The sequence below is a fragment of the Streptomyces sp. NPDC102437 genome (assembly GCF_044765565.1).
Taxonomy (GTDB): Bacteria; Actinomycetota; Actinomycetes; order Streptomycetales; family Streptomycetaceae; genus Streptomyces.
Window position 1 is genome coordinate 103147 of sequence record NZ_JBIWKI010000006.1, and the last position, 20080, is coordinate 123226.

A 20080-nucleotide genomic window follows, 5' to 3' on the forward strand; every position below is an offset into this window, starting at 1 on the left:
TGCTTCGGTCACCGGTCGACGCCTCCCATCACGGGGTCGATGGACGCGACGGCGACGATGACGTCGGCGACCTGGCCGCCCTCGCACATCGCCGCCATGGCCTGGAGGTTGGTGAAGGACGGGTCACGGAAGTGGACCCGGTAGGGGCGGGTGCCGCCGTCCGAGACGACGTGCACGCCGAGTTCGCCCTTGGGCGACTCGACCGCGGTGTACGCCTGCCCGGCCGGGACCCGGAAGCCCTCGGTCACCAGCTTGAAGTGGTGGATCAGGGCCTCCATGGAGGTGCCCATGATCTTCTTGATGTGGTCGAGCGAGTTGCCGAGCCCGTCCGGGCCGAGCGCGAGCTGGGCCGGCCAGGCGATCTTCTTGTCGGCGACCATCACGGGCCCGGGGGCGAGCCGGTCGATGCACTGCTCGACGATCCGCAGCGACTGGCGCATCTCCTCCAGGCGGACGAGGAAGCGGCCGTAGGCGTCGCAGGTGTCGGCGGTGGGGACGTCGAACTCGTAGGTCTCGTAGCCGCAGTACGGGTCGCTCTTGCGCAGGTCGTGCGGGAGTCCGGCGGAGCGCAGGATCGGACCGGTGGCGCCCAGCGCCATGCAGCCGGTCAGGTCGAGATAGCCGACGTCCTGCATGCGTGCCTTGAAGATGGGGTTGCCGGTGGCGAGCTTGTCGTACTCCGGCAGGTTCTTCTTCATGGTCTTCACGAACTCGCGGAGCTGGTCGATCGCGCCGGGCGGCAGGTCCTGGGCGAGTCCGCCGGGGCGGATGAACGCGTGGTTCATACGCAGGCCGGTGATCAGCTCGAAGAGGTCGAGAACGAGTTCACGATCACGGAAGCCGTAGATCATGATCGTGGTGGCGCCGAGCTCCATGCCGCCGGTGGCGATGCACACCAGGTGCGAGGAGAGCCGGTTGAGCTCCATCAGGAGCACGCGCAGGATGGTGGCCCGGTCGGGGATCTGGTCCTCGATGCCGAGGAGCTTCTCCACGCCCAGGCAGTACGCCGCCTCGTTGAAGAACGGCGTCAGGTAGTCCATGCGCGTGACGAAGGTGGTGCCCTGCGTCCAGTTCCGGTATTCGAGGTTCTTCTCGATGCCGGTGTGGAGGTAGCCGATGCCGCAGCGGGCCTCGGTGACGGTCTCGCCGTCGATCTCCAGGATCAGCCGCAGAACACCGTGCGTGGACGGGTGCTGGGGGCCCATGTTGACAATGATGCGCTCGTCGTCGGACTTGACGGCGGACTCGACGACCTCGTCCCAGTCGCCGCCGGTGACTGTATATACAGTCCCCTCGGTCGTGGCCCGGGGCGTTGCGTGGGGAGTAGACATCAGGAGTACGACCTCCGCTGGTCCGGAGCCGGGATCTGGGCGCCCTTGTACTCGACGGCGATGCCGCCGAGCGGGTAGTCCTTGCGCTGCGGGAAGCCCTGCCAGTCGTCCGGCATCATGATCCGGGTGAGAGCCGGGTGCCCGTCGAAGACGAGCCCGAAGAAGTCGTAGGCCTCGCGCTCGTGCCAGTCGTTGGTCGGGTAGACCGCGACGAGGGACGGGATGTGCGGATCGCTGTCCGGGGCCGACACCTCCAGGCGGATCAGCCGGCCGTGCGTGATCGAGCGCAGGTGGTAGACGGCGTGCAGCTCGCGGCCCGTGTCGCCGAGGAAGTGGACGCCGCTCACCCCCGTGCACAGCTCGAAGCGCAGCGCCGGGTCGTCGCGCAGGGTCTGTGCGACCCGGACGAGGTGCTCGCGGGCGATGTGGAAGGTGAGCTCGCCGCGGTCGACGACGGTCTTCTCGATGGCGTTGGCGGGAAGCAGGTCCTGTTCCTCCAGGGCCCCCTCCAGCTCGTCGGCGACTTCGTCGAACCAGCCGCCGTACGGGCGGGGAGTGGCGCCCGGCAGGGTCACGGTGCGGACGAGACCGCCGTAGCCGGAGGTGTCGCCGCCGTGGTCGGCGCCGAACATGCCCTTCCGTACGCTGACGACCTCGCCGGTGTCCGTGCGCGGCGCGGGCACGTTGTTGTTGCTCTGTTCGTCGTGGTTGTCGTTCCCGCTCATCGCAGCAGCCCCTTCATCTCGATCAGGGGCAGTGCCTTGAGTGCCGCGTCCTCCGCCTCGCGGGCGGCCTCCTCCGCGTTGACCCCGAGCTTGGAGCCCTGGATCTTCTGGTGGAGCTTGAGGATCGCGTCCATCAGCATCTCGGGCCGCGGCGGACAACCGGGCAAATAGATGTCAACCGGAACAATGTGATCAACACCCTGCACAATGGCGTAATTATTGAACATTCCGCCCGATGACGCGCAAACCCCCATGGAGATCACCCACTTGGGATTGGGCATCTGGTCGTAGACCTGACGCAGGACGGGCGCCATCTTCTGGCTGACCCGTCCTGCGACGATCATCAGATCCGCCTGCCGCGGCGATCCGCGGAAGACCTCCATGCCGAAACGGGCCAGGTCGTAGCGCCCGGCCCCGGTCGTCATCATCTCGATGGCGCAACAGGCGAGGCCGAAGGTGGCGGGGAAGACGGAGGACTTCCGTACCCAGCCGGCGGCCTGCTCGACAGTGGTCAGCACGAAGCCGCTGGGCAGCTTCTCTTCGAGTCCCATGGTGTGCCCCTCAGCCCCTCAGTCCCATTCCAGGCCGCCGCGACGCCACACATACGCGTAGGCGACGAAGACGGTGAGCACGAAGAGCAGCATCTCCACGAGCCCGAAGATCCCCAGGGCGTCGAAGGTGACCGCCCAGGGATAGAGGAAGACGATCTCGATGTCGAAGACGATGAAGAGCATCGCCGTCAGGTAGTACTTGATGGGGAAGCGGCCGCCTCCGGCCGGAGTGGGTGTGGGTTCGATACCGCACTCGTACGCTTCGAGCTTTGCCCGGTTGTACCGCTTGGGGCCGATAAGCGTGGCCATGACCACGGAGAAGATCGCAAACCCTGCCCCGAGGGCGCCGAGCACGAGGATGGGCGCGTAGGCATTCACGCTCCTCGCTCCTTCCAGTCGTCCTTGACCGTTGGACCGCATCGGGCGACCGGCTCACCACCCCACCAAGATCGTGCACATGTGAGGCAGTTCACAAGCCCGACTGCCCCGCATCCTATGCCTGCGCCCTGTGATCTGCGACACGGGGTGCGACAACGCCTTTGTGATCTCCACCACCCGACGAAGGATCATGAAGTCGGATGAGCGGTGATCTTCACACGCGAAGCGGCCGAGTGATCACGAGACGTGACATCCGATGCTGTTACCGCTGGTCAAACGGCTGTCGCACTATCAAGAGACGGCCGTGCCAAGCAAATTGGCGATGGACGACCCGTGGTGATAAAGGAATCCTCCGGATCTTGGTCCCGTCGGACGCTTCCCACCCCTCCCCCGGCCCGCCAGGGCCCTCCCGGCCGCCCGAACCTCACTCGGGAGAGGGGGTCACGGGGAGCGAAGTGGACACGCGAGAGCATTTCCGATCTTCGGGGGGAACAGGACATCTCCCTCCACCCGGCGCCGCCTTGGCCGCATGGCGCATAACCGCCTCTCACCCCGCATCCACACTGTGACCTGCGTCACTCCATCAATGCCCCCACAAAAGCGGGCTTGGCCATCGGTGTGAACGGATGGTAAGCAGCGGGCAATTCGGGCGTATTACCGAAAGCCCGTGATCACAGCCGTGTTCAGCCACGCCCGCTTTGCCCGTTACGGCGTCAATAAGGGTCCTCAGGAAGCGGATTCACAGATTCCGTACGTAACTGTGTCGCAACACACGTTTCTTGATGGGACCCCCAGGGCCCTGATAGCGCTAGTACTCATGTCCCACACCGCTCACATACCCAGCCACCGGAAGCCCCGCCGAAACGCCTCGAAGACGGCGCTGCGGGCCGGAGTTGCCGGTGGCGTCCTCAGCACCATCGCGGTCGCAGGCGCTGCCGGTCCGGCCCAGGCCGAGCCGGTGACCCAGACCATCGAGATGCCCACCATCACCTCCGGGCTCTCCACCGCTGTCGCCGCGTCCGCCCAGGCCACGCAGCAGGTCGCCCAGGACCTGCAGACGCAGGCCCAGGAGGACGCCGCAGCCGCCACCGCGGCCAAGACCGCCAAGAAGGCCAAGGCCGAGGCGGTCCGCAAGGCAGAGGCCAAGAAGAAGGCGGAGGCGGCCGCCAAGGCCAAGGCGGAGGCCGCCGAGCGCGCTTCCCGCTCCACCGCCCGTACGACGCTGAGCACGACCTCCGGCTCGGCCACGTCGGCCTCCGTCTCCTCGTCGAACGCGACGGGCTCCGCAGCGGCCGTCATCGCCTTCGCGAAGGCGCAGCTCGGTGACGCGTACGTGATGGGCAGCTCCGGCCCCAGCGCGTGGGACTGCTCCGGCCTCGTCCAGGCCGCGTTCCGTTCGGTCAACATCGACCTGCCGCGCGTCTCGCAGTCCCAGTCCACCGCCGGTACCCAGGTCTCCCTGAGCAACCTCCAGCCGGGCGACATCCTGTACTGGGGCGGCGCGGGCAGCGCGTACCACGTCGGGATCTACGTGGGCGGCGGCGAGTTCGTCGGTGCGCAGAACTCCAGCACCGGTGTGGTGCAGCGCCCGCTCTCCTACGACCCGCCGTCGGGCGCGGTCCGCGTTCTCTGATTCGGCGCGACCTTCCGGGTTCACGGATTCACAAGCGCCTTCGCGGCGCGCGCTGAAGGGCTGTCGCTCCCCCGCTCGGGAGCGACGGCCCTTCGCTGTGTCCGGTCCTCCGGCGAAAAGTGTCCGGCCTCCGGCGAGAAAGCGACCTCGACCCCGCCCGACGGCGTTGATGTCGCGAACCTGCCGGACACCGTCCACCGCCGCTTGTGAACTGGGGCGAACAGCCCTCGCGTCACCGAGCACAGGACGGCACCATGAACACCGCCGCGGCCACCGCCCCCTCCGAACGCACCGTCCTTCCGGCCCGCACCCCCTTACGCGGCCGGCTCGCCGTCCTCTCCGTCATGCTGGGCATCTTCTCGATCGTCACCACCGAGATCCTGCCCATCGGCCTGCTCACGTCGATCGGGTCCGACTTCGCCGTCTCGGACGGCACGGCGGGCCTGATGATGACCATGCCCGGACTCCTCGCGGCGGTCTCCGCCCCCTTGGTCACGGTGGCGACGGCGCGCATCGACCGTCGCGTGATGCTCTGCGCCTTCATGCTCCTGCTCGCGCTGGCCGACTTCCTTGTCGCCGCCGCGACCGACTACCGCCTCGTCCTGGTCTCCCGGGTGATGGTCGGGGTCACCATCGGCGGTTTCTGGTCCATCGGGGCCGGACTGGCCGGACGGCTGGTCCGCCCGGCGTCGGTCGGCCGGGCGACAGCGGTGATCTTCTCGGCCGTCCCGCTGGGCTCCGTACTCGGCGTCCCCGCAGGTACGTTCATCGGTGGCCTGGCCGGCTGGCGGACGGCGTTCGTGGTCCTGGGGGTGCTGAGCGTGGCCGTACTCGCCCTGATGCTCCTGGTGGTTCCGCCCCTCCCGCCGACGCAGGCCACCCGCGCGGGCCTGCTGGGCACCGTGCTCGCCCGGCCCGGCACCCGGTTCGCCCTGCTCATCACCTTTCTCATCGTTCTGTCGCACTTCGCGACGTACACCTATGTCACCCCCTTCCTGGAGCGGGTCACACATGCCGGTCCGGCGCTGACCACGGTGTTCCTGCTGGTCTACGGCGCCGCCGGGATCGTCGGCAACTTCGTCGGCGGCGCGCTCGTGACGCGCCGCCCACGCCTCGCGGTCTCCCTCGCCGCGGGCCTGATCGCCGCCGCGACCGCGCTGCTCCCGGTCCTGGGCAGGTGGGAGGCCGGAGCCGTCGCGCTGCTGATCGTCTGGGGCGTCGCCTACGGTGCGGTGCCGGTCTGCTCGCAGACCTGGTTCGCCAAGGCCGCACCCGACACACCCGAAGCGGCGTCCGTCCTGTTCACCGCGTCCTTCCAGGCGACCTTCGCCCTCGGCGCCCTGGCGGGCGGAGCCGTCCTGGACCACCTGTCCGTGTCGGTGGTCATGCCGCTCGGCGGCGCGGTCGCGGCTCTGGTGCTGGTCGTGGTGGGGCCGTGGTCCGGGCGGCGGTTCGCCAATTGAGACAGCTTCCAAGAGGTGCCCGGACGAAGGAGGCCCGGTCGGACCGCCCCGGCTCAGGGCCGGTGGGGAGAACCCCACCATGGCACGAAGTGCTGGCCCCCCGACCAATTCGGGGGGCCGCTTCACTGTGCGTATCGCCTGCTGACGCCACGCTGTTTACATGCAGCAAACCCACGCTCATTCGCTCGGCCGCAGCAGCAGTCGCGGTCGCGATCCATTCATAGACGTCATCAGAGCACTGTGCGTGCTGGCCGTGATTTCCCAGCACTGGCTCATGCCCGTACTGGCCTATGAAAATGGGCATTTGAGTACCGGAAATGCTCTCGCGAGTCCCGGCTGGTGGATTGTCACATGGCTGACGCAGATCATGCCCATGGTGTTCTTCGCCGGTGGCGCCGCCAATTTCTTCTCGTTCCGGTCGGTGAAATCGGTGAACACCTGGCTCCGGAGCAGAATTGCGCGCCTCCTGGTGCCGGTCGTGCCCCTGGCGGCCGTGTGGCTGCTGTTGCCCCACGCGTTGATCGGCGCGGGGGTGCCTGAGCAGCCGGTGCTGATGGCGGGCAAAATCGCCGGGCAGCTGCTCTGGTTCCTCGCCGTCTATGTGCTCGTGGTCGCGCTCACGCCGGTGATGTTCTCGTTCTACCGCCGGTTCGGCTGGCGGGTGGTCGGCGCACTCGCCGTCTGTGCCCTGGCCGTCGACGTACTGCGCTTCGAGTTCAGCCCCGCGATCGGTTTCCTGAACGCCCTGTTCGTCTGGCTGGCGGCCCACCAGTTCGGCTTCCACTACGCCGACGGCGGCCTGCGCATGCGGAGCGGGTGGGCTTCGGCGGGCTTGGCCGCGGTCGGCTTCGGACTCACCGCGGCCGCCGTGTTCTTCGGCCCCTACCCGGCGTCCATGATCGGAATGCCCGGGGCCCCGGTCTCCAACATGAGCCCGCCGACCGCCGTGATGCTGTCGTTGACGATCGGCCAGCTCGGCCTGTGGCTGACGCTCAAGCCGGTCATCACGCGATTCGCCGAACGTCCCATGGCCACCGCCGTACTTCAGTGGTGCGGAACTCGCTTCATGACCCTGTATCTCTGGCACATGCCCGCGCTCGTGATGACGGCGGGAATCGCAATTGTCGGACTCGGATTCGCGACGCCGACGCCGGGCAGCCCGATGTGGTTCGCGGTGGCCCCGCTGTGGGTCGTCGCCTCGGGATTCTTCCTGCTGTGCTTCACCAGAATTTTCGGCCGGTTCGAATTCCGCCGCCGTTCCGGCACGGCATCGGAAATGAGCCTCGGCAAGGTCGTTCTCGCGGCGGTGCTTTCCGCCGGCGGTCTCCTCGGACTTGCCGCGCAGGGGTTCATCGCCCCAGGAAACCCGGTCGGCCCGGTGCTGTGGGTGGTGCTGGTGGTGGCCGGGCTGCTCGTCGTACGGGAGAAGAAGGCCCGTGGGACGGTTGTCGCTGTCGCTGATGTCCAGGACATCCGCACCGTGCCCGTTCAGCGGGCGGTGCGCCATGAAGATGCCCGGGTTCTCTCGCGGCAGGGCGGCTGATGAGGCCCTCGCCCGTCCGCGCCTCAGGAGTCGTCGGCTGCGAGCTGTTGCCGGACCAGGCTTACCAGTCCCTCGATGAGGGGGCCGGGTTCGACGGACGGGTCGAGCGACCGCTGGAGCAGGTAGCCGTCGATCGCCGCCGTGAGGGTCACCGCGACGGTGAGCGGACGCGAGACGCCGCGGGCCGCGAACCAGTCGCACAGCCGCCGACGCAACTCGGCCAGCAAGGCGGCGATCTCGGTGCGCAGCTCGTCGTCGCGGCTCGCGGCGACGAGCGACTCGTACAGCAGCAGCAGCTCCGGATCACGCGGATCATTGGCGGACAACGCGCGGAGCATGATCTCCACGGCCACGGCCGGATCCGTCTGCGACAGGGCTTCGTCGATCCGGTCGAGGAAAAACGTGCGGATCTTCCGTACGGCGGCGATGCGCCGGAGTTCGCCGATGCTCCCCACGTGGTAGTGGATCACTCCGGTGTTCACACCCGCGCGCTCCGCCACCCGTCGGCTGCTCACATCGCCCCAGCCCAGCTCGGGAATGAGGGAGGCCGCGGCTTCGATGATCTTCTCGCGCGTGTCCGTCCCGCGCGAGGGGCCCGTGGACTCGTTGCTCACAGCCGTACCCCCTGGATCGCGATCACGGCGATCACACCGGCCGAGGCCAGCGCGATGGCTTCGAGAACGAGCAACTGCACCGGCAGGGGGTCGGGCACGACGGGGAACACCGCGCCGAGGTCCGCCGCGAAGACCGCGATGTAGCCGAGGCTCAGCACCAGCGCCGCCACGAAGGCCCAGTGCCGGCCGGTCATGGCGAACCCGGCCACCACGAAGCTGGCGAGCCCGAGCGAGGTCAGGAACACGTTGAAGCTGTTGTACTGCCACCGGGGAAGCGGAGAGAAGTCCCTCGTGTCGATCAGCTTCCCCGGGACCATGGGAATCAGCAGGAGCGCCTCCCAGACCAGGAGTGCCGCGATCACGGTCGCAAGCAAGGATTGATTCATCACACTCTCCGATACGTGCGGAGTTGGCCGTCGATTTGGACGATAGTCCTGGACGGTCGTCCAAATCAAATGGAGAGGCTAGTACTCCAGTGCGGAACATCGCCCGCCAGCGGGCAGGGTCTACGCTATGGCCTGCGGCCACCGCACGATCTTCGGGAGTCCACACAACCCCCGATGATCACGCGGTGGCCGTACCTGTTCCCAGCCGGGTCTGCGACAAGATCACGAAGTCAGACTGGAGTACTACTAGGGCCTGTTGCGAAAGTGGCGCGGTCACCCGAAGGGCGGCCACGCGGCAGGCGCCGCTTCGTATCAGGCTCCGGAGGACCGCTGTCCCTGGGAGCCGTGGGCCGCGAGCGGAAGACTGCGCAGCGACAGTGCGCTCGGCGCCGGCAGCGCTCCGTGGGCCGCCTCGGCGCGGAACGACTGGAGCAAGTACGCCACCAGACGCCGGGACGCGGCACGGTCATCCGGCAATGCGGTGACCAGACCGCAGTGGGACAACAGGGCCACGGCAAAGTCGGAGGGGTGGAAGTCGGCCCGCAGCACGCCCGCCGCCTGAGCCCTGCGGACCAGGGTGATGAAGTCCCGCTCGGCCTGTTCCCGTACCCGCGCGTGTTCTCGCGTGCTGTCCGGAAAGGCCGCGACGAACGCGGCCGGGAAGCCCCGTTCCTCCCGTTGTAGTTCGCAGACCGTCTCGACCAGTCGCTGGAAGCCCTGCCACGGATCGGGGTCGGCCAGCGCCTCGGTGAGCGCCCGAGCGCAGGTGTCCATCTGGTGCGCGAACGCGGCCCGCACCAGTGCGTCCCGCGTCGGGAAACGCCGGTACAACGTCGCCACGCCGACCCCCGCCCGCCGGGCCACGGTCGCCATGGGCGCGTCGATGCCGTGCTCGGCGAAGACCACGCGGGCAGCCGAAAGGATGCGCCGCCGGTTGCGCCGGGCGTCCGCCCGCAGACTGTCCTGCCCCGCGATCCGAGAGGATTCCCCCACCGCTGTCTCTCACCTCCGGTCAAATGGACGATCTCGTCCGCTTGCCAGCCTACGCTCGGCGCCACGATCCCCCGCACGGCCACTGGTGGCGAAGGTGAGAACGCAACGATGGACGACCGCACGATGAAAGCCGTACTGTTCGACCGCTTCGGCGGCCCCGAGGTGCTGTATGTGGGCCGGGTGCCACGTCCCGGACCGGCACCCGGCGAGGTCCTCGTGCGCGTGCGCGCGTTCAGCGTGAACGGCGGCGAACTGGCGGCCCGTTCCGGTCGGGCCCGCCTCATCACCGGCCGGAAGTTCCCGCAGCGCATCGGGCTGGACTTCACTGGCGAGATCGCCGCACTCGGCACCGGCGCGACCGGCGTAGCGGTCGGCGACCAGGTGTGGGGCGTCCTGGGCCGCAGCTCCGGATTCGGCAGCGCCGCCGAGTACGTGACGGTACGGCCCGAGCGGCTCGGCCGGGTCCCGGACGGACTGGACCTCGTAGCCGCTGCCGCGCTGCCGGTGGCCACCACGGCCGTCACGGCCCTCCGCGACAAGGCCGCACTGCGCCCCGGCGAACGGCTGCTTGTACGGGGCGCGGCGGGCGGCGTCGGCAACGCCGCCGTCCAGCTGGGACAGGCGTACGGTGCCGAGGTCACGGCCCTGGCCCGCGCTGCCAACCTCGACTTCGTCCGTACGCTCGGTGCCCACCACGCCGTCGACCACCGGACCGTGTCCCCTGCGGAACTGGGGCTGTTCGACGTGGTCCTCGACACGGCGGGCACCGACCTGCGTACCGTACGGCGGATGCTGAAACCGGGCGGACGCATGGTCACCATCGCCTTCGACCTGACGCGGCCCGCCGCCTCGCTGGGCTACATCGCGGCCAGCGCCGTCCACGGACGCGGCCGGGTGCGCTTCTTCAGCGGCAACCCCGAACGTGCGCTCTTCGACGACCTCGCCCGCCAGGTGACAGAGGGGAAGCTGCGGCCGGCGGTGGACACGGTCTTCCCGCTGGAAGAGACAGCGGCCGCACACCGGGCGCTGGAGGCGGGCGGGGTGCAGGGCAAGTACGTGGTCAGGGTCGACTAGGGTTTGTTGGAAACAGGTCGTAGACCCGTTCCCAGGGCCCGTAGCGTTCCGGCACATCACGCCAGGGAGCACCGGTACGGGTCCGCCACCGGATGCCGTCTATCAGCTGCCGTCGCGTCCACACCGGCGGACGGCCCGGCTTGATGCCCTGCGGCAACAACGGCTCAAGCCGGGCCCACTGTCCATTCGTCAGATCACCACGCCCCACAGGGCGTGATCGTCCACGACCAAGATCCACTTTCGCAACAGGCCCTAGCCGCGCTCGCAGCGGAGAGGGTGAACGACACCGTCTTCGAGTGCGGTCACTGCGCTCCGTAAGCGGTGGTCCCCCACCGGGCGGCGAGTCCGTCCACGAGGAGGAGCCCCCTGCCGTGCTCGTCTTTGTCCGGCTGCACGGCGGTGCGGGGACAGTGCGTCGAACCGGGTTCGTCGTCCGTCACGTACACGGTCACCTGCCGGTGATTGACGGTGACCTCCACCCGAATCTGCGGCGAGTCGGTGTGGCAGTAGGCGTTGGCGACGACCTCGCTCACGCAGAGCCGGGCGTCGTCGACGAGATGCGGGTGTTCGGCGACCCACAGCACCGTCGCCACGAAGTCCCGCACGATCTTGGGGGCGGTGGGGGCGTTCGGCACGACGAGCCGGTAGCGCTCGCCGCGTTGGGGGAGGTAGGGGGCGGGTGACGGAGGAGCGGTTGCGGGGGTCATGGCGCGGTCTCCCTGCGTGAGGTGGTCTCCGGGGGTCGTGCGGTGGGCGTGGCCCGTGGCATTGGCCGAGCTCCGTGAACGTTCAACTCGCTTACGGGCGGCTGCACTTCGGGCCTGACCGACCTTGGGCTCGACAGCACTGGACGCTAGGGCACCAGTGGGACGGCGCAACATTGTGACGGCCGTAGCACCCATACGAGTGGACCAGTGGCACGACTGGGCGGCACACTCGTACCCGCACGAAGGGGAGGGCCCATGCCCACGCCACTTGGCGTGCTCGCAGCGATCGGACGGTCGACCATGCGCACCCCCCTCACCCCCTTACGACCAGCCGTCGAACACGGCCACCGGTTCGAGGCCCTCCGCTACGCCCCCGCCACCGACTTCGTCCCCGAACCGATCGACCTCCGCATCCTCGCCACACCGCAGGAGGCCGTCCGCGCCATCCGCGTCCAGCTCCGGGCGAACCACCTCTTCGGCCTCACGCCGCGCGAACTGATCCGCGCCCACCACTGGGCGGACCAGGGCGGCTGGGTGCAGGCCCTGGGGGCGCTCCACCGCGGCGAGACCTGCGGGTTCACGCTCATGCTGCACGGCGGCCGGCACATCTAATGGCACGTCCGCCCACTGACGTACGTATCGCTCGGCGCCTGCACCGCCACCCCACCCCGCTCCCCGTCGCACAGAACTACGTATGAGTTAGGCTCGCCGGGGCGCAGCGAGGGCATCGATCGGGCTCAGGTATCGGCCCGCTGGGCCGGAATGTGAGGCCGCCCGTGCGGGACTACTTGCTCATGCTGTTCATCACGGCGGCCGTGACCCATCTCCTGACCGGCCCCGTACGAAAGTTCGCGATCTCCATCGGAGTGGTCCCCGAGGTCCGGGCGCGCGACGTGCACCGCGAGCCCACTCCACGCCTGGGCGGCATGGCCATGTTCGGTGGGCTGCTGGCCGGGCTGCTGGTCGCCTCCCACCTGCCGCACCTGGAAGACATCTTCACCCAGAGCTCGACGCCACGGGCGCTGCTGTCCGGCGCGGCACTGATCTGTCTGCTCGGCGTACTCGACGACAAATGGGGCGTGGACGCGCTGGTCAAGCTCGGCGGCCAGGTTCTGGCGGCCGGAGTGATGGTCTTCCAGGGGCTGACGATTCTCTGGCTCCCGGTGCCGGGCACCGACGGGATCTACCTCTCCGACTGGCAGGGCACCCTGCTGACCGTGGGGCTGATCGTCGTCTCCATCAACGCGGTCAACTTCGTCGACGGGCTCGACGGGCTGGCGGCGGGCACGGTGGGCATCGCGGCGGCGGCGTTCTTCCTGTACGGGTACCGGCTCTGGTACGGCTACGGGATCGAGGCAGCCGCGTCCACCACGCTGATCTCCGCGATCCTGGCGGGCATGTGCCTGGGCTTCCTGGTCCACAACTCCCACCCGGCCCGGATCTTCATGGGTGACTCGGGCTCGATGCTGCTGGGGTTGCTCATCGCCGGGTGCGCGGTCTCGGTGACGGGTGAGGTCGACCCGAGCCTCCTCAAGCAGTCGGTGGACGGCACGTCCGGGTCGGCCGCGATGGTGCCCGTCTACATTCCGCTGATGCTTCCTCTGTCCGTCATCGCGCTGCCCGTCGCGGACCTGGTGCTCGCCGTCATCAGGCGTACGTGGAACGGGATGTCCCCCTTCGCCGCCGACAAGGGCCACCTCCACCACCGTCTGCTCCAGCTCGGCCACTCGCACCGCCGGGCCGTGCTGCTCATGTACTTCTGGTCGGCGCTGTTCTCGTTCGGGATCGTGGCCTACTCGGCGCGGGGCGCCAAGTCCTGGATGCTCTTCGGGGTCGCGTCCGTCTGCGCGGTGGGCCTGTTCCTGCTGCTCCAGCCCCGCTACGCGTCCGGCCTCACCCGTCGCCTGCTGCCGCGCAGGTCCGGGGGCCGCGTGGTCGCCTCCGGCGGGAGGCGCGCCGAGGTCGAGGAGGAGCGCCGGGTCCCGTCCAGGTGAGCGCGGTGCTCCGGCCGCCGAGGGCGCGGCCCGGGGCCTGTCCGGCGGATCAGGGCAGGACCGGGCCCTGGGGCGGATTGCGCTGCGGGGCTGCGTCGGCAGCGCCTGCGGTATCCGGCGTCACGCGGGCCGGGCCGCCGGACACGGTGGCGGCTCTCGCGGCCCGCATAGGCTGACCGTTTCATCCGACGCACCGCGACGAGGATCAGCCCATGCGCAACAGCACCGTGATCCGCCTGATCGAGCCCACCGATGCCGCCCCGATAGCCGCGCATCGGGTGCGCGACTTCGAGGCCTTCCGGCCGTGGGAACCGGCCCAGCCCGCCGCGTTCTTCACCCCGGAGGGCCAGGCGGAGCGAATCGACAGCCTGCTGGCCGGATACCGGGCCGGCACGGTCTGGCCGGGCGTGGTGCTCGCCGACGACCAGGTGATCGGGCAGGTCACCGTCGGAGGCATCCTTTCGCAGCCGCACCTGCGCCGCGGCTCCGTCGGATACTGGATCGCCGGCGTCGCCCAGAATCAAGGGCACGCCGGCCACGCCGTCGCCCTTGTGCTCCGGGTGATGACGGAGGAACTCGGGCTGCATCGCGCCGAGGCGTCCACCAGCCTGGAGAATCTGCCGTCGCAGCGGGTACTGCGCCGCAACGGGTTCAGCCCGTACGGCGTCGCGCACTCCTCGATTTTTCTCGACGGAAGCTGGCGGGACGGGCTGTTGTGGGAGCGGATCCTCGGCGACTGAAGTAGCCGTTCCGGACGCCGGGTTCATCCTTTGGTCGCGCATCCGCAGACTTTCGGGGGACGCCCGCACCCGCCCCCGCTCCGCAGACTGGCGGCGACACACGAACCGCCGACCATACGGGGAGTCAGAGTGCATCGCGACGGGCGCAGCGGGGGAATCAGCCGGGCAGGGTTCCTGGCCGGAGCTGGGGCGGTCGGGGCCGCGGCGGCAGCCGGATCGTTCCTGACCGGGCCGTCGGCCTGGGCGGCCGCCACGGCCGACCGCCGAGGCAGCGGCGGACTGAAGCACCGAGGGATCTGCTACACGGTAGGCGCGGGCGAGACCCCCGGCACCGCGTGGAGCACCGCCCGCATGCGCAAGGACCTCCGTGCCATCAGGAACGATCTGCACGCCACCTCGATCGAGGTGACGGGCGACGGCGTCGACCGTCTCAACGCCACCGCGTCCGAGGCCGCCGAGCTCGGCCTGCACATCTGGCTCCAGCCGACCCTGGGCGACCGCGCCGCGTCGGAGATCCTCGACCACCTCGCGGAGACCGGCCGGCACCTGGAGCGGCTGCGCCGCCAGGGCGCGCGGGCCGATCTGAGCGTGGGGTGCGAGTTCTGGCTGTTCGTGCCGGGCATCGTGCCCGGCGACGACGCACAGGAACGGATCCGCAATCTGATGGCCGGGAACTTCGACCCGGAGCAGATGATGCGCTGCCTGTCCGAGTTCACAGCACGGGCCGCGTCGGTCGGACGGTCGGTCTTCGGCGGCAAGCTCTCGTACGCGGCCGCGCAGGACGACGAGGTCGACTGGAACCTCTTCGACATCGTGGGCATCGACTACTACTCGTACTTCCCCGACCGCGCGGACTACGTGCGCGAGCTGCGCTCGTACCTGCGCTGGGGAAAGCCGGTGGCGATCACGGAGTTCGGCACGTGTACGTATGCGGGGGCGCCCGAGCAGGGCGGCATGGGATGGGACACGGTCGACTACACCAAGCAACCGCCGGAGATCAAAGGCGACTTGGTACGCAGTGAGCGAACCCAGGCCGCCTACCTCACCGACCTTCTCGGCGTCTTCGAGGAAATGGGCCTGTACGCCGCGATGGCCTTCGAGTTCATCACCGCCGACGCCCCGCACTCCCCCGTCCCGCGCTACGACCTGGACATGGCTAATTACGCGGTCGTGAAGCCGATCAAGGACCGGTTCGACGACCCGGAGTCCGACTGGCACTGGGAACCGAAGCAGGCCTTCCACGCACTGGCGCGGTGCTACGGGCGGACGGGCCGCCGCTGACCGGCGTCGGCGAAAGCGGCACCCTGCCGACGGGTCACGTCCGGGAAGAGGGAGAGCTCTTCCCGGACCAGAAATCCGACTTGACGCCAGGAGAAGGGGGGGCTGCTCAGGCCTTCGGGGCCACCTTGGACAGGCCGTTGATGATGCGGTCCATCGCGTCGCCGCCCGTGGGGTCGGTGAGATTGGCGAGCATCTTCAGGGTGAACTTCATCAGCAGCGGGTGCGTCAGGCCGCGCTGGGTGGCGACCTTCATGACCTTCGGGTTGCCGATCAGCTTCACGAAGGCGCGGCCCATCGTGTAGTAGCCGCCGTAGGTCTCCTTGAGCACCTTCGGGTAGTTGTTCAGGGCCAGTTCGCGCTGGGCGGGGGTCGCGCGGGCGTGGGCCTGGACGATGACGTCCGCGGCGATCTGGCCCGACTCCATGGCGTACGCGATGCCCTCGCCGTTGAACGGGTTGACCATGCCGCCCGCGTCACCGACGAGCAGCAGGCCCTTGGTGTAGTGCGGCTGGCGATTGAAGGCCATCGGGAGGGCGGCGCCGCGGATCGGCGTCGTCATGTTCTCGGGGGTGTAGCCCCAGTCCTCCGGCATCGAGGCGCACCACGCCTTGAGGACCTCGCGCCAGTCCAGCTCCTTGAACGCGGAGGAGGAGTTGAGGATGCCGAGGCCGACGTTGGACGTGCCGTCGCCCATGCCGAAGATCCAGCCGTAGCCGGGCAGCAGGCGGTCCTGGGGCCCGCGGCGGTCCCACAGCTCCAGCCAGGACTCCAGGTAGTCGTCGTCGTGGCGGGGCGAGGTGAAGTACGTGCGGACGGCCACGCCCATCGGGCGGTCCTCGCGGCGGTGCAGGCCCATGGCGAGCGACAGCCGGGTGGAGTTGCCGTCGGCGGCCACGACGAGCGGGGCGTGGAAGGTGACCGGGGTCTTCTCCTCGCCGAGCTTCGCGTTGACGCCGGTGATGCGGCCGGTGCGGTCGTCGACGATCGGGGCGCCGACATTGCAGCGCTCGTACAGCCGCGCGCCCGCCTTCTGCGCCTGGCGGGCCAGCTGCTCGTCGAAGTCGTCGCGCTTGCGGACCAGCCCGTAGTCCGGGTACGAGGCGAGGTCGGGCCAGTCCAGCTGGAGACGGACACCGCCGCCGATGATGCGCAGGCCCTTGTTGCGCAGCCAGCCGGCCTCTTCGGAGATGTCGATGCCCATGGAGACGAGCTGCTTGGTGGCGCGCGGGGTGAGGCCGTCGCCGCAGACCTTCTCGCGGGGGAACGCCGTCTTCTCCAGGAGCAGGACGTCCAGTCCGGCCTTGGCCAGGTAGTACGCCGTCGTGGAGCCGGCCGGGCCTGCCCCGACGACGATCACATCCGCGCTGTGTTCGGAGAGGGGCTGCTCGGTCACGGTCGGATCTCCCGAAGACTCGAAATCACGTGCCGCGCGGCACCTGTCCCATGCAGTCTATGGGGGTCCGCTGATCAACTTTCCGAAGGGCTCCCAGATGTCGACCGTGCTTCCCGGTGCTCCCTCCGTACAGCTGCGCGTCCCGACCGACGAGGACGCGCTCTCCTGGCATCGCGCGTTCGACGATCCGGAGGTGATGGAGTTCTTCGGCGGTGCGTCGGAGGAGCTCTCGATGTACGAGGAGTGGACCGCCCGGCAGCGCCGGCTCGACGCCGAACTCGGCTACTGCCTGTGGACGGTGCTGGGCGAGGACGGCGAGGTGGCCGGGTTCACGGGCGCCCAGCCGTGGCCGCGCGCCGATTACGGGCCGGTCGGCGAGACCGAGATCGGCTGGCGGCTGGCCCGAAGCGCCTGGGGCCGGGGTTACGCCACCGCCGCCGCGCTCCTCACGCTGGAGCGGCTGCGCGCGGCCGGGGTGGAGCGGGTGGTGGCGACGATCGACGCGGGGAACGAACGGTCCATAGCCGTGGCCCGGCGGCTCGGGATGGAGCGGGCGGAAAGCTTCACGACGCCGGGGGCGGGCCGGGAAGTGGTCTGCTTCCGGCTGGCCCTGTGACACCGGCGCCGTGAACTCGGGCGTCAGTCGATGTCGTTGAGCATCCAGGTGGACAGGGCGGTGTCGAAGATCCGCCGGGCGCCGGGCCATTCGGTGTCGCGTTCGGTGGTGTAGATGGCGTACTCGGTGCCGTCGTCAGCGATGTAGCTCTGGTCGATCGCGTGGATCGTCTCGCCGCTCTCCCGGTCCTCGTAGGTGTACTCCCAGATCGCGCCGGGCCGCCCCTGGAAGGTGTTGGCCGTCAGCCCGATGCGGCGGTAGTTCTTCTGGTTGGCGTCGGCGGTCCGCTCCAGCGTCGTGAAGTTGTCGTACGAGCTGTACGGGGCATTGTGGATGACGCCGACCTTGAGCTCGGCCCGTCCGGTGGAACCCGCGTAGGTGATCTGGTTGTTCTTCTCGCTCCGCCGGTCCCAGACCGTGGGGACGGCGAAGGAGAACCCTGCGGTGTCGGAGACGAGCCGGAAGCCCTCGGGGACGGTCGGGGCGGAGGGGGTCGCGTCGGGGGTCGTGGAGACGGCGGAGGCGGTGGGGGCCGGGTCGGCGGAGGGGGTCTGCTGCTGCGACGGCTCGGCCGAGGGTGACTGACTGCTCCGGGCCCGGGCGGTGGGCCTGCCGTCCTCGACGGTTCCGGCCCCGCCCCCGCGGTCCGTAAGGGCCAGCACTCCCGCCGTCGCGCCGCCGCCGACGAGCAACGCCGCGACGAGGGTGCCGGTCCAGATGAGGGCGGCGCGCTTGCGGGAGTCGGGCGGGGAGGCGGGCGAGACCACGGGCGTGGGGGTGGTGGGCGTGGTCGGCGCGGCGGAGAGCCCGACGGTCTGCGGGTCGTACGGATCCGGCGCGGCGGGCGCGGCGGGCGCGGCGGGCGTGGTCGGCGCGGCGGAGAGCCCGACGGTCTGCGGGTCGTACGCAGTCGGAGCCGGGGTCGGAGTCGGAGCCGGAGCCGGAGCCGGGGTCGGAGTCGGAGCCGAAGGCGGAGCCAGGGTCGAAGCCGGAACCGGGGTCGGATTCGGCATCACCGGGACCACCGTGGTCGGGTTGTCCGGAGCCACGCCGGGCAGCGGCGGCGCCGGCATCGACATCGGCGTCGCCCCCGGCATCGGCATCGGCACCTGCGGCGCGACCGGCGTGCCCCGCCCCGTCAGCCGCAGCAGATGGGGCGCCACAAGCACCGCGCCGCCCACCCACAACAGCCCGAACAGCAGCGCGTCCGACACACTCGTCGCCAGCTCCCCCGTGCCCTGGCCGCCCATGTCCCCGAAGCCGCCCGCCAGCTTCACGGACACCCCGCCGACGCCGCTCAGCACCAGGAACATCGCCAGGAACAGCGCGCCCGCGGTGGCCTGTTCACGCCGGTCCGCCGAGCGTCGCGCGGCCCATACCCCCACGGTCAGCGCACAGACGACACCGGTGGCCAGCGCGCCGGTCACCGCCCAGCCGTTCACTGCCTCGCCCAGTTCGGACAGCCCGACGCTGCCGTGCTCCGTGCCCGAGCCGAAGAAGCTCACCTGCCCGCGGACGTCGTACTCGACCGGGGCGCCCCAGCTCAGCCCGAGCACCGCCAGGCCGATGTTCGGCAGCAGCGGCAGCACGAGCAGCATGGCCGTGCCGTCCACGTCGTCGGCGTTGGCGTACGCGATGTACCCGATCAGGCCGCAGAGGAGGACTACGGCGCCCAGCGCCCGTACCGCCGTCCCCACCGCCCGGACCGTGGTGAGCGCCCCCGGGCGCGCGGCCAGCCACTGTGCCGCGGCGTCGCGCTGGAGTACGCCGCCCGTGACGAGCAGCGAGATGACCAGCGCCCCGAGCGTGGCCAGGAGCGGCGCCGAAGAGACCGATACCCCCTGGACATCGGGCTGGGCGAACAGCCCGAGGACCAGGACGGCGGCGGAGGCCACCAGGCCGATCCGTACCGCCGCCTCAAGACCGCTGCCCTGCGCACGGGTCCTGCGGGCGCCCAGGATCAGTGCGCCCACCCACAGCACGGTGACGGTCAGCGGGACGACCGAGAGCGAGGCGCCGCCCTGCGACATGCCTTCTTCGAGGTCGTACCACCCGGCCTCGAAATCGCTGCCGTTGCCGCCGACCGGGCCGGTGGGCCGCAGTTCGAAGCCGCCGCCGAACGCCTGGAGCAGCATCGCCAGCGCGATCCGCAGCCGGTCGCCCCAGCCGACGACGACATCGTCGCCCTGCCCGTACGAGGGGATGGCGAGCGCCACCGCGAGGGCCAGGATCAGTCCGGTGGGCCAGGCGGCCGCCTTCACCGAATCCGCCCAGTCGCCCCGGAAGGTCCGGCCGAAGAAGGCGCCGAGGGGCGAGGGAACCGGCGGACCCGGCGGCGGCGGAGCGGCCTGCAGCGGCGTGTGACCGGGCGGCGGGGGCTGGTGGGGCGGCGGCCCGAACGGTTCGGGCCGGGGCGGCGCTTCCGGCATCGAGGGCGTGGCGGCCGGTGCCGTATCGGCAGCCGTCGGGCGCTCGCGCCCGCACTTCATACAGAAGCGCGCCCCGTCCGGGGCCTGTGTTCCACAGAAGGGGCAGTACAGCGGCATGCGGACTCCGGCAACGGGAACGGGGAGGGGGACGACGATGTCGGGGAAGACATGTGTGCTTCAACGGACACATCTTCCCCATCGCCCGGTTCCCGTCGGCGGAAGTCGCCGA

General features: G+C 69.7%; 19 protein-coding genes and 1 pseudogene. 9 read left to right on the plus strand and 11 right to left on the minus strand.

What is annotated here, in order from left to right:
* Positions 1-8: 8 nt before the first annotated feature.
* Genes ACIRJP_RS10165 through ACIRJP_RS10180 form a run of 4 tightly spaced genes read right to left on the minus strand, consistent with a single transcriptional unit; the run spans position 9 to position 2985 of the window.
* Complete coding sequence (locus ACIRJP_RS10165) at positions 9-1331, minus strand: NADH-quinone oxidoreductase subunit D (protein WP_376629746.1); 1323 nt, start codon at positions 1329-1331, stop codon at positions 9-11.
* Complete coding sequence (locus ACIRJP_RS10170; protein ID WP_404170680.1) at positions 1331-2056, minus strand: NADH-quinone oxidoreductase subunit C; 726 nt, start codon at positions 2054-2056, stop codon at positions 1331-1333. Before ACIRJP_RS10170 ends, ACIRJP_RS10165 begins: the two co-directional genes overlap by 1 nt.
* Positions 2053-2607: an NADH-quinone oxidoreductase subunit B family protein gene (locus ACIRJP_RS10175; RefSeq protein ID WP_030926341.1), complete on the minus strand. Its 555-nt coding sequence runs from the start codon at positions 2605-2607 to the stop codon at positions 2053-2055. The genes ACIRJP_RS10170 and ACIRJP_RS10175 overlap by 4 nt, the downstream gene beginning before the upstream one ends.
* 18 nt (positions 2608-2625) lie before the next feature.
* Positions 2626-2985 carry an NADH-quinone oxidoreductase subunit A gene (locus ACIRJP_RS10180; protein ID WP_003992243.1) on the minus strand — a complete coding sequence of 120 codons (360 nt, stop codon included), beginning with the start codon at positions 2983-2985 and terminating at the stop codon, positions 2626-2628.
* An 817-nt stretch (positions 2986-3802) separates the two neighbouring features.
* Between ACIRJP_RS10180 and ACIRJP_RS10185 the strand changes: the two genes are divergently transcribed.
* The 3 genes from ACIRJP_RS10185 (at position 3803) to ACIRJP_RS10195 (ending at position 7624) form a co-directional block, all read left to right on the plus strand.
* Complete coding sequence (locus tag ACIRJP_RS10185; RefSeq protein WP_404170684.1) at positions 3803-4618, plus strand: C40 family peptidase; 816 nt, start codon at positions 3803-3805, stop codon at positions 4616-4618.
* 254 nt (positions 4619-4872) lie between these two features.
* Positions 4873-6081: an MFS transporter gene (locus tag ACIRJP_RS10190; RefSeq protein WP_404170688.1), complete on the plus strand. Its 1209-nt coding sequence runs from the start codon at positions 4873-4875 to the stop codon at positions 6079-6081.
* A gap of 160 nt (positions 6082-6241) precedes the next feature.
* The gene (locus ACIRJP_RS10195; protein WP_404170691.1) at positions 6242-7624 is read left to right on the plus strand and encodes an acyltransferase; all 1383 of its coding nucleotides are present in this window, start codon (positions 6242-6244) and stop codon (positions 7622-7624) included.
* A 23-nt stretch (positions 7625-7647) separates the two neighbouring features.
* On the opposite strand, the gene ACIRJP_RS10200 is transcribed toward ACIRJP_RS10195, so the two are convergent.
* From ACIRJP_RS10200 to ACIRJP_RS10210, 3 genes are all read right to left on the minus strand, one after another.
* The gene (locus ACIRJP_RS10200; protein ID WP_404170694.1) at positions 7648-8238 is read right to left on the minus strand and encodes a TetR/AcrR family transcriptional regulator; all 591 of its coding nucleotides are present in this window, start codon (positions 8236-8238) and stop codon (positions 7648-7650) included.
* Positions 8235-8624: a hypothetical protein gene (locus ACIRJP_RS10205; protein ID WP_404170697.1), complete on the minus strand. Its 390-nt coding sequence runs from the start codon at positions 8622-8624 to the stop codon at positions 8235-8237. The genes ACIRJP_RS10200 and ACIRJP_RS10205 overlap by 4 nt, the downstream gene beginning before the upstream one ends.
* Positions 8625-8936: 312 nt before the next feature.
* The gene (locus ACIRJP_RS10210; RefSeq protein ID WP_363088379.1) at positions 8937-9617 is read right to left on the minus strand and encodes a helix-turn-helix domain-containing protein; all 681 of its coding nucleotides are present in this window, start codon (positions 9615-9617) and stop codon (positions 8937-8939) included.
* A gap of 108 nt (positions 9618-9725) precedes the next feature.
* Here ACIRJP_RS10210 and ACIRJP_RS10215 point away from each other — a divergent pair, with 108 nt between their 5' ends.
* Positions 9726-10691, plus strand: a complete 966-nt coding sequence (locus ACIRJP_RS10215) for an NAD(P)-dependent alcohol dehydrogenase (protein WP_030578233.1) — start codon at positions 9726-9728, stop codon at positions 10689-10691.
* 10 nt (positions 10692-10701) lie between these two features.
* Here ACIRJP_RS10215 and ACIRJP_RS10220 read toward each other — a convergent pair.
* A pseudogene (locus tag ACIRJP_RS10220) lies at positions 10702-10899 on the minus strand (transposase); the annotation flags it as partial.
* 94 nt (positions 10900-10993) lie between these two features.
* Complete coding sequence (locus ACIRJP_RS10225; RefSeq protein ID WP_404170700.1) at positions 10994-11398, minus strand: ATP-binding protein; 405 nt, start codon at positions 11396-11398, stop codon at positions 10994-10996.
* A 255-nt stretch (positions 11399-11653) separates the two neighbouring features.
* Here ACIRJP_RS10225 and ACIRJP_RS10230 point away from each other — a divergent pair, with 255 nt between their 5' ends.
* The 4 genes from ACIRJP_RS10230 (at position 11654) to ACIRJP_RS10245 (ending at position 15413) form a co-directional block, all read left to right on the plus strand.
* Positions 11654-12010, plus strand: coding sequence for a hypothetical protein (locus ACIRJP_RS10230; protein WP_404170703.1), 357 nt, complete (start codon positions 11654-11656; stop codon positions 12008-12010).
* A 164-nt stretch (positions 12011-12174) separates the two neighbouring features.
* Positions 12175-13392 (plus strand): MraY family glycosyltransferase, encoded by a 1218-nt coding sequence (locus ACIRJP_RS10235; RefSeq protein WP_404170706.1) that lies wholly within the window; start codon positions 12175-12177, stop codon positions 13390-13392.
* Positions 13393-13604: 212 nt separating this feature from the next.
* Positions 13605-14132 carry a GNAT family N-acetyltransferase gene (locus ACIRJP_RS10240; protein ID WP_404170709.1) on the plus strand — a complete coding sequence of 176 codons (528 nt, stop codon included), beginning with the start codon at positions 13605-13607 and terminating at the stop codon, positions 14130-14132.
* A gap of 129 nt (positions 14133-14261) precedes the next feature.
* A complete protein-coding gene (locus tag ACIRJP_RS10245; RefSeq protein ID WP_404170712.1) occupies positions 14262-15413 on the plus strand; it encodes an abortive phage infection protein in 1152 nt (383 codons plus the stop codon).
* Positions 15414-15519: 106 nt separating this feature from the next.
* Here ACIRJP_RS10245 and ACIRJP_RS10250 read toward each other — a convergent pair whose 3' ends face one another.
* Positions 15520-16806, minus strand: coding sequence for a geranylgeranyl reductase family protein (locus tag ACIRJP_RS10250; RefSeq protein ID WP_072485638.1), 1287 nt, complete (start codon positions 16804-16806; stop codon positions 15520-15522).
* 97 nt (positions 16807-16903) lie between these two features.
* On the opposite strand from ACIRJP_RS10250, the gene ACIRJP_RS10255 reads away from it, so the two are divergent.
* A complete protein-coding gene (locus ACIRJP_RS10255; protein WP_404170715.1) occupies positions 16904-17422 on the plus strand; it encodes a GNAT family N-acetyltransferase in 519 nt (172 codons plus the stop codon).
* A 23-nt stretch (positions 17423-17445) separates the two neighbouring features.
* On the opposite strand, the gene ACIRJP_RS10260 is transcribed toward ACIRJP_RS10255, so the two are convergent.
* A complete protein-coding gene (locus ACIRJP_RS10260; protein ID WP_404170718.1) occupies positions 17446-19968 on the minus strand; it encodes a zinc-ribbon domain-containing protein in 2523 nt (840 codons plus the stop codon).
* Positions 19969-20080 lie beyond the last annotated feature (112 nt).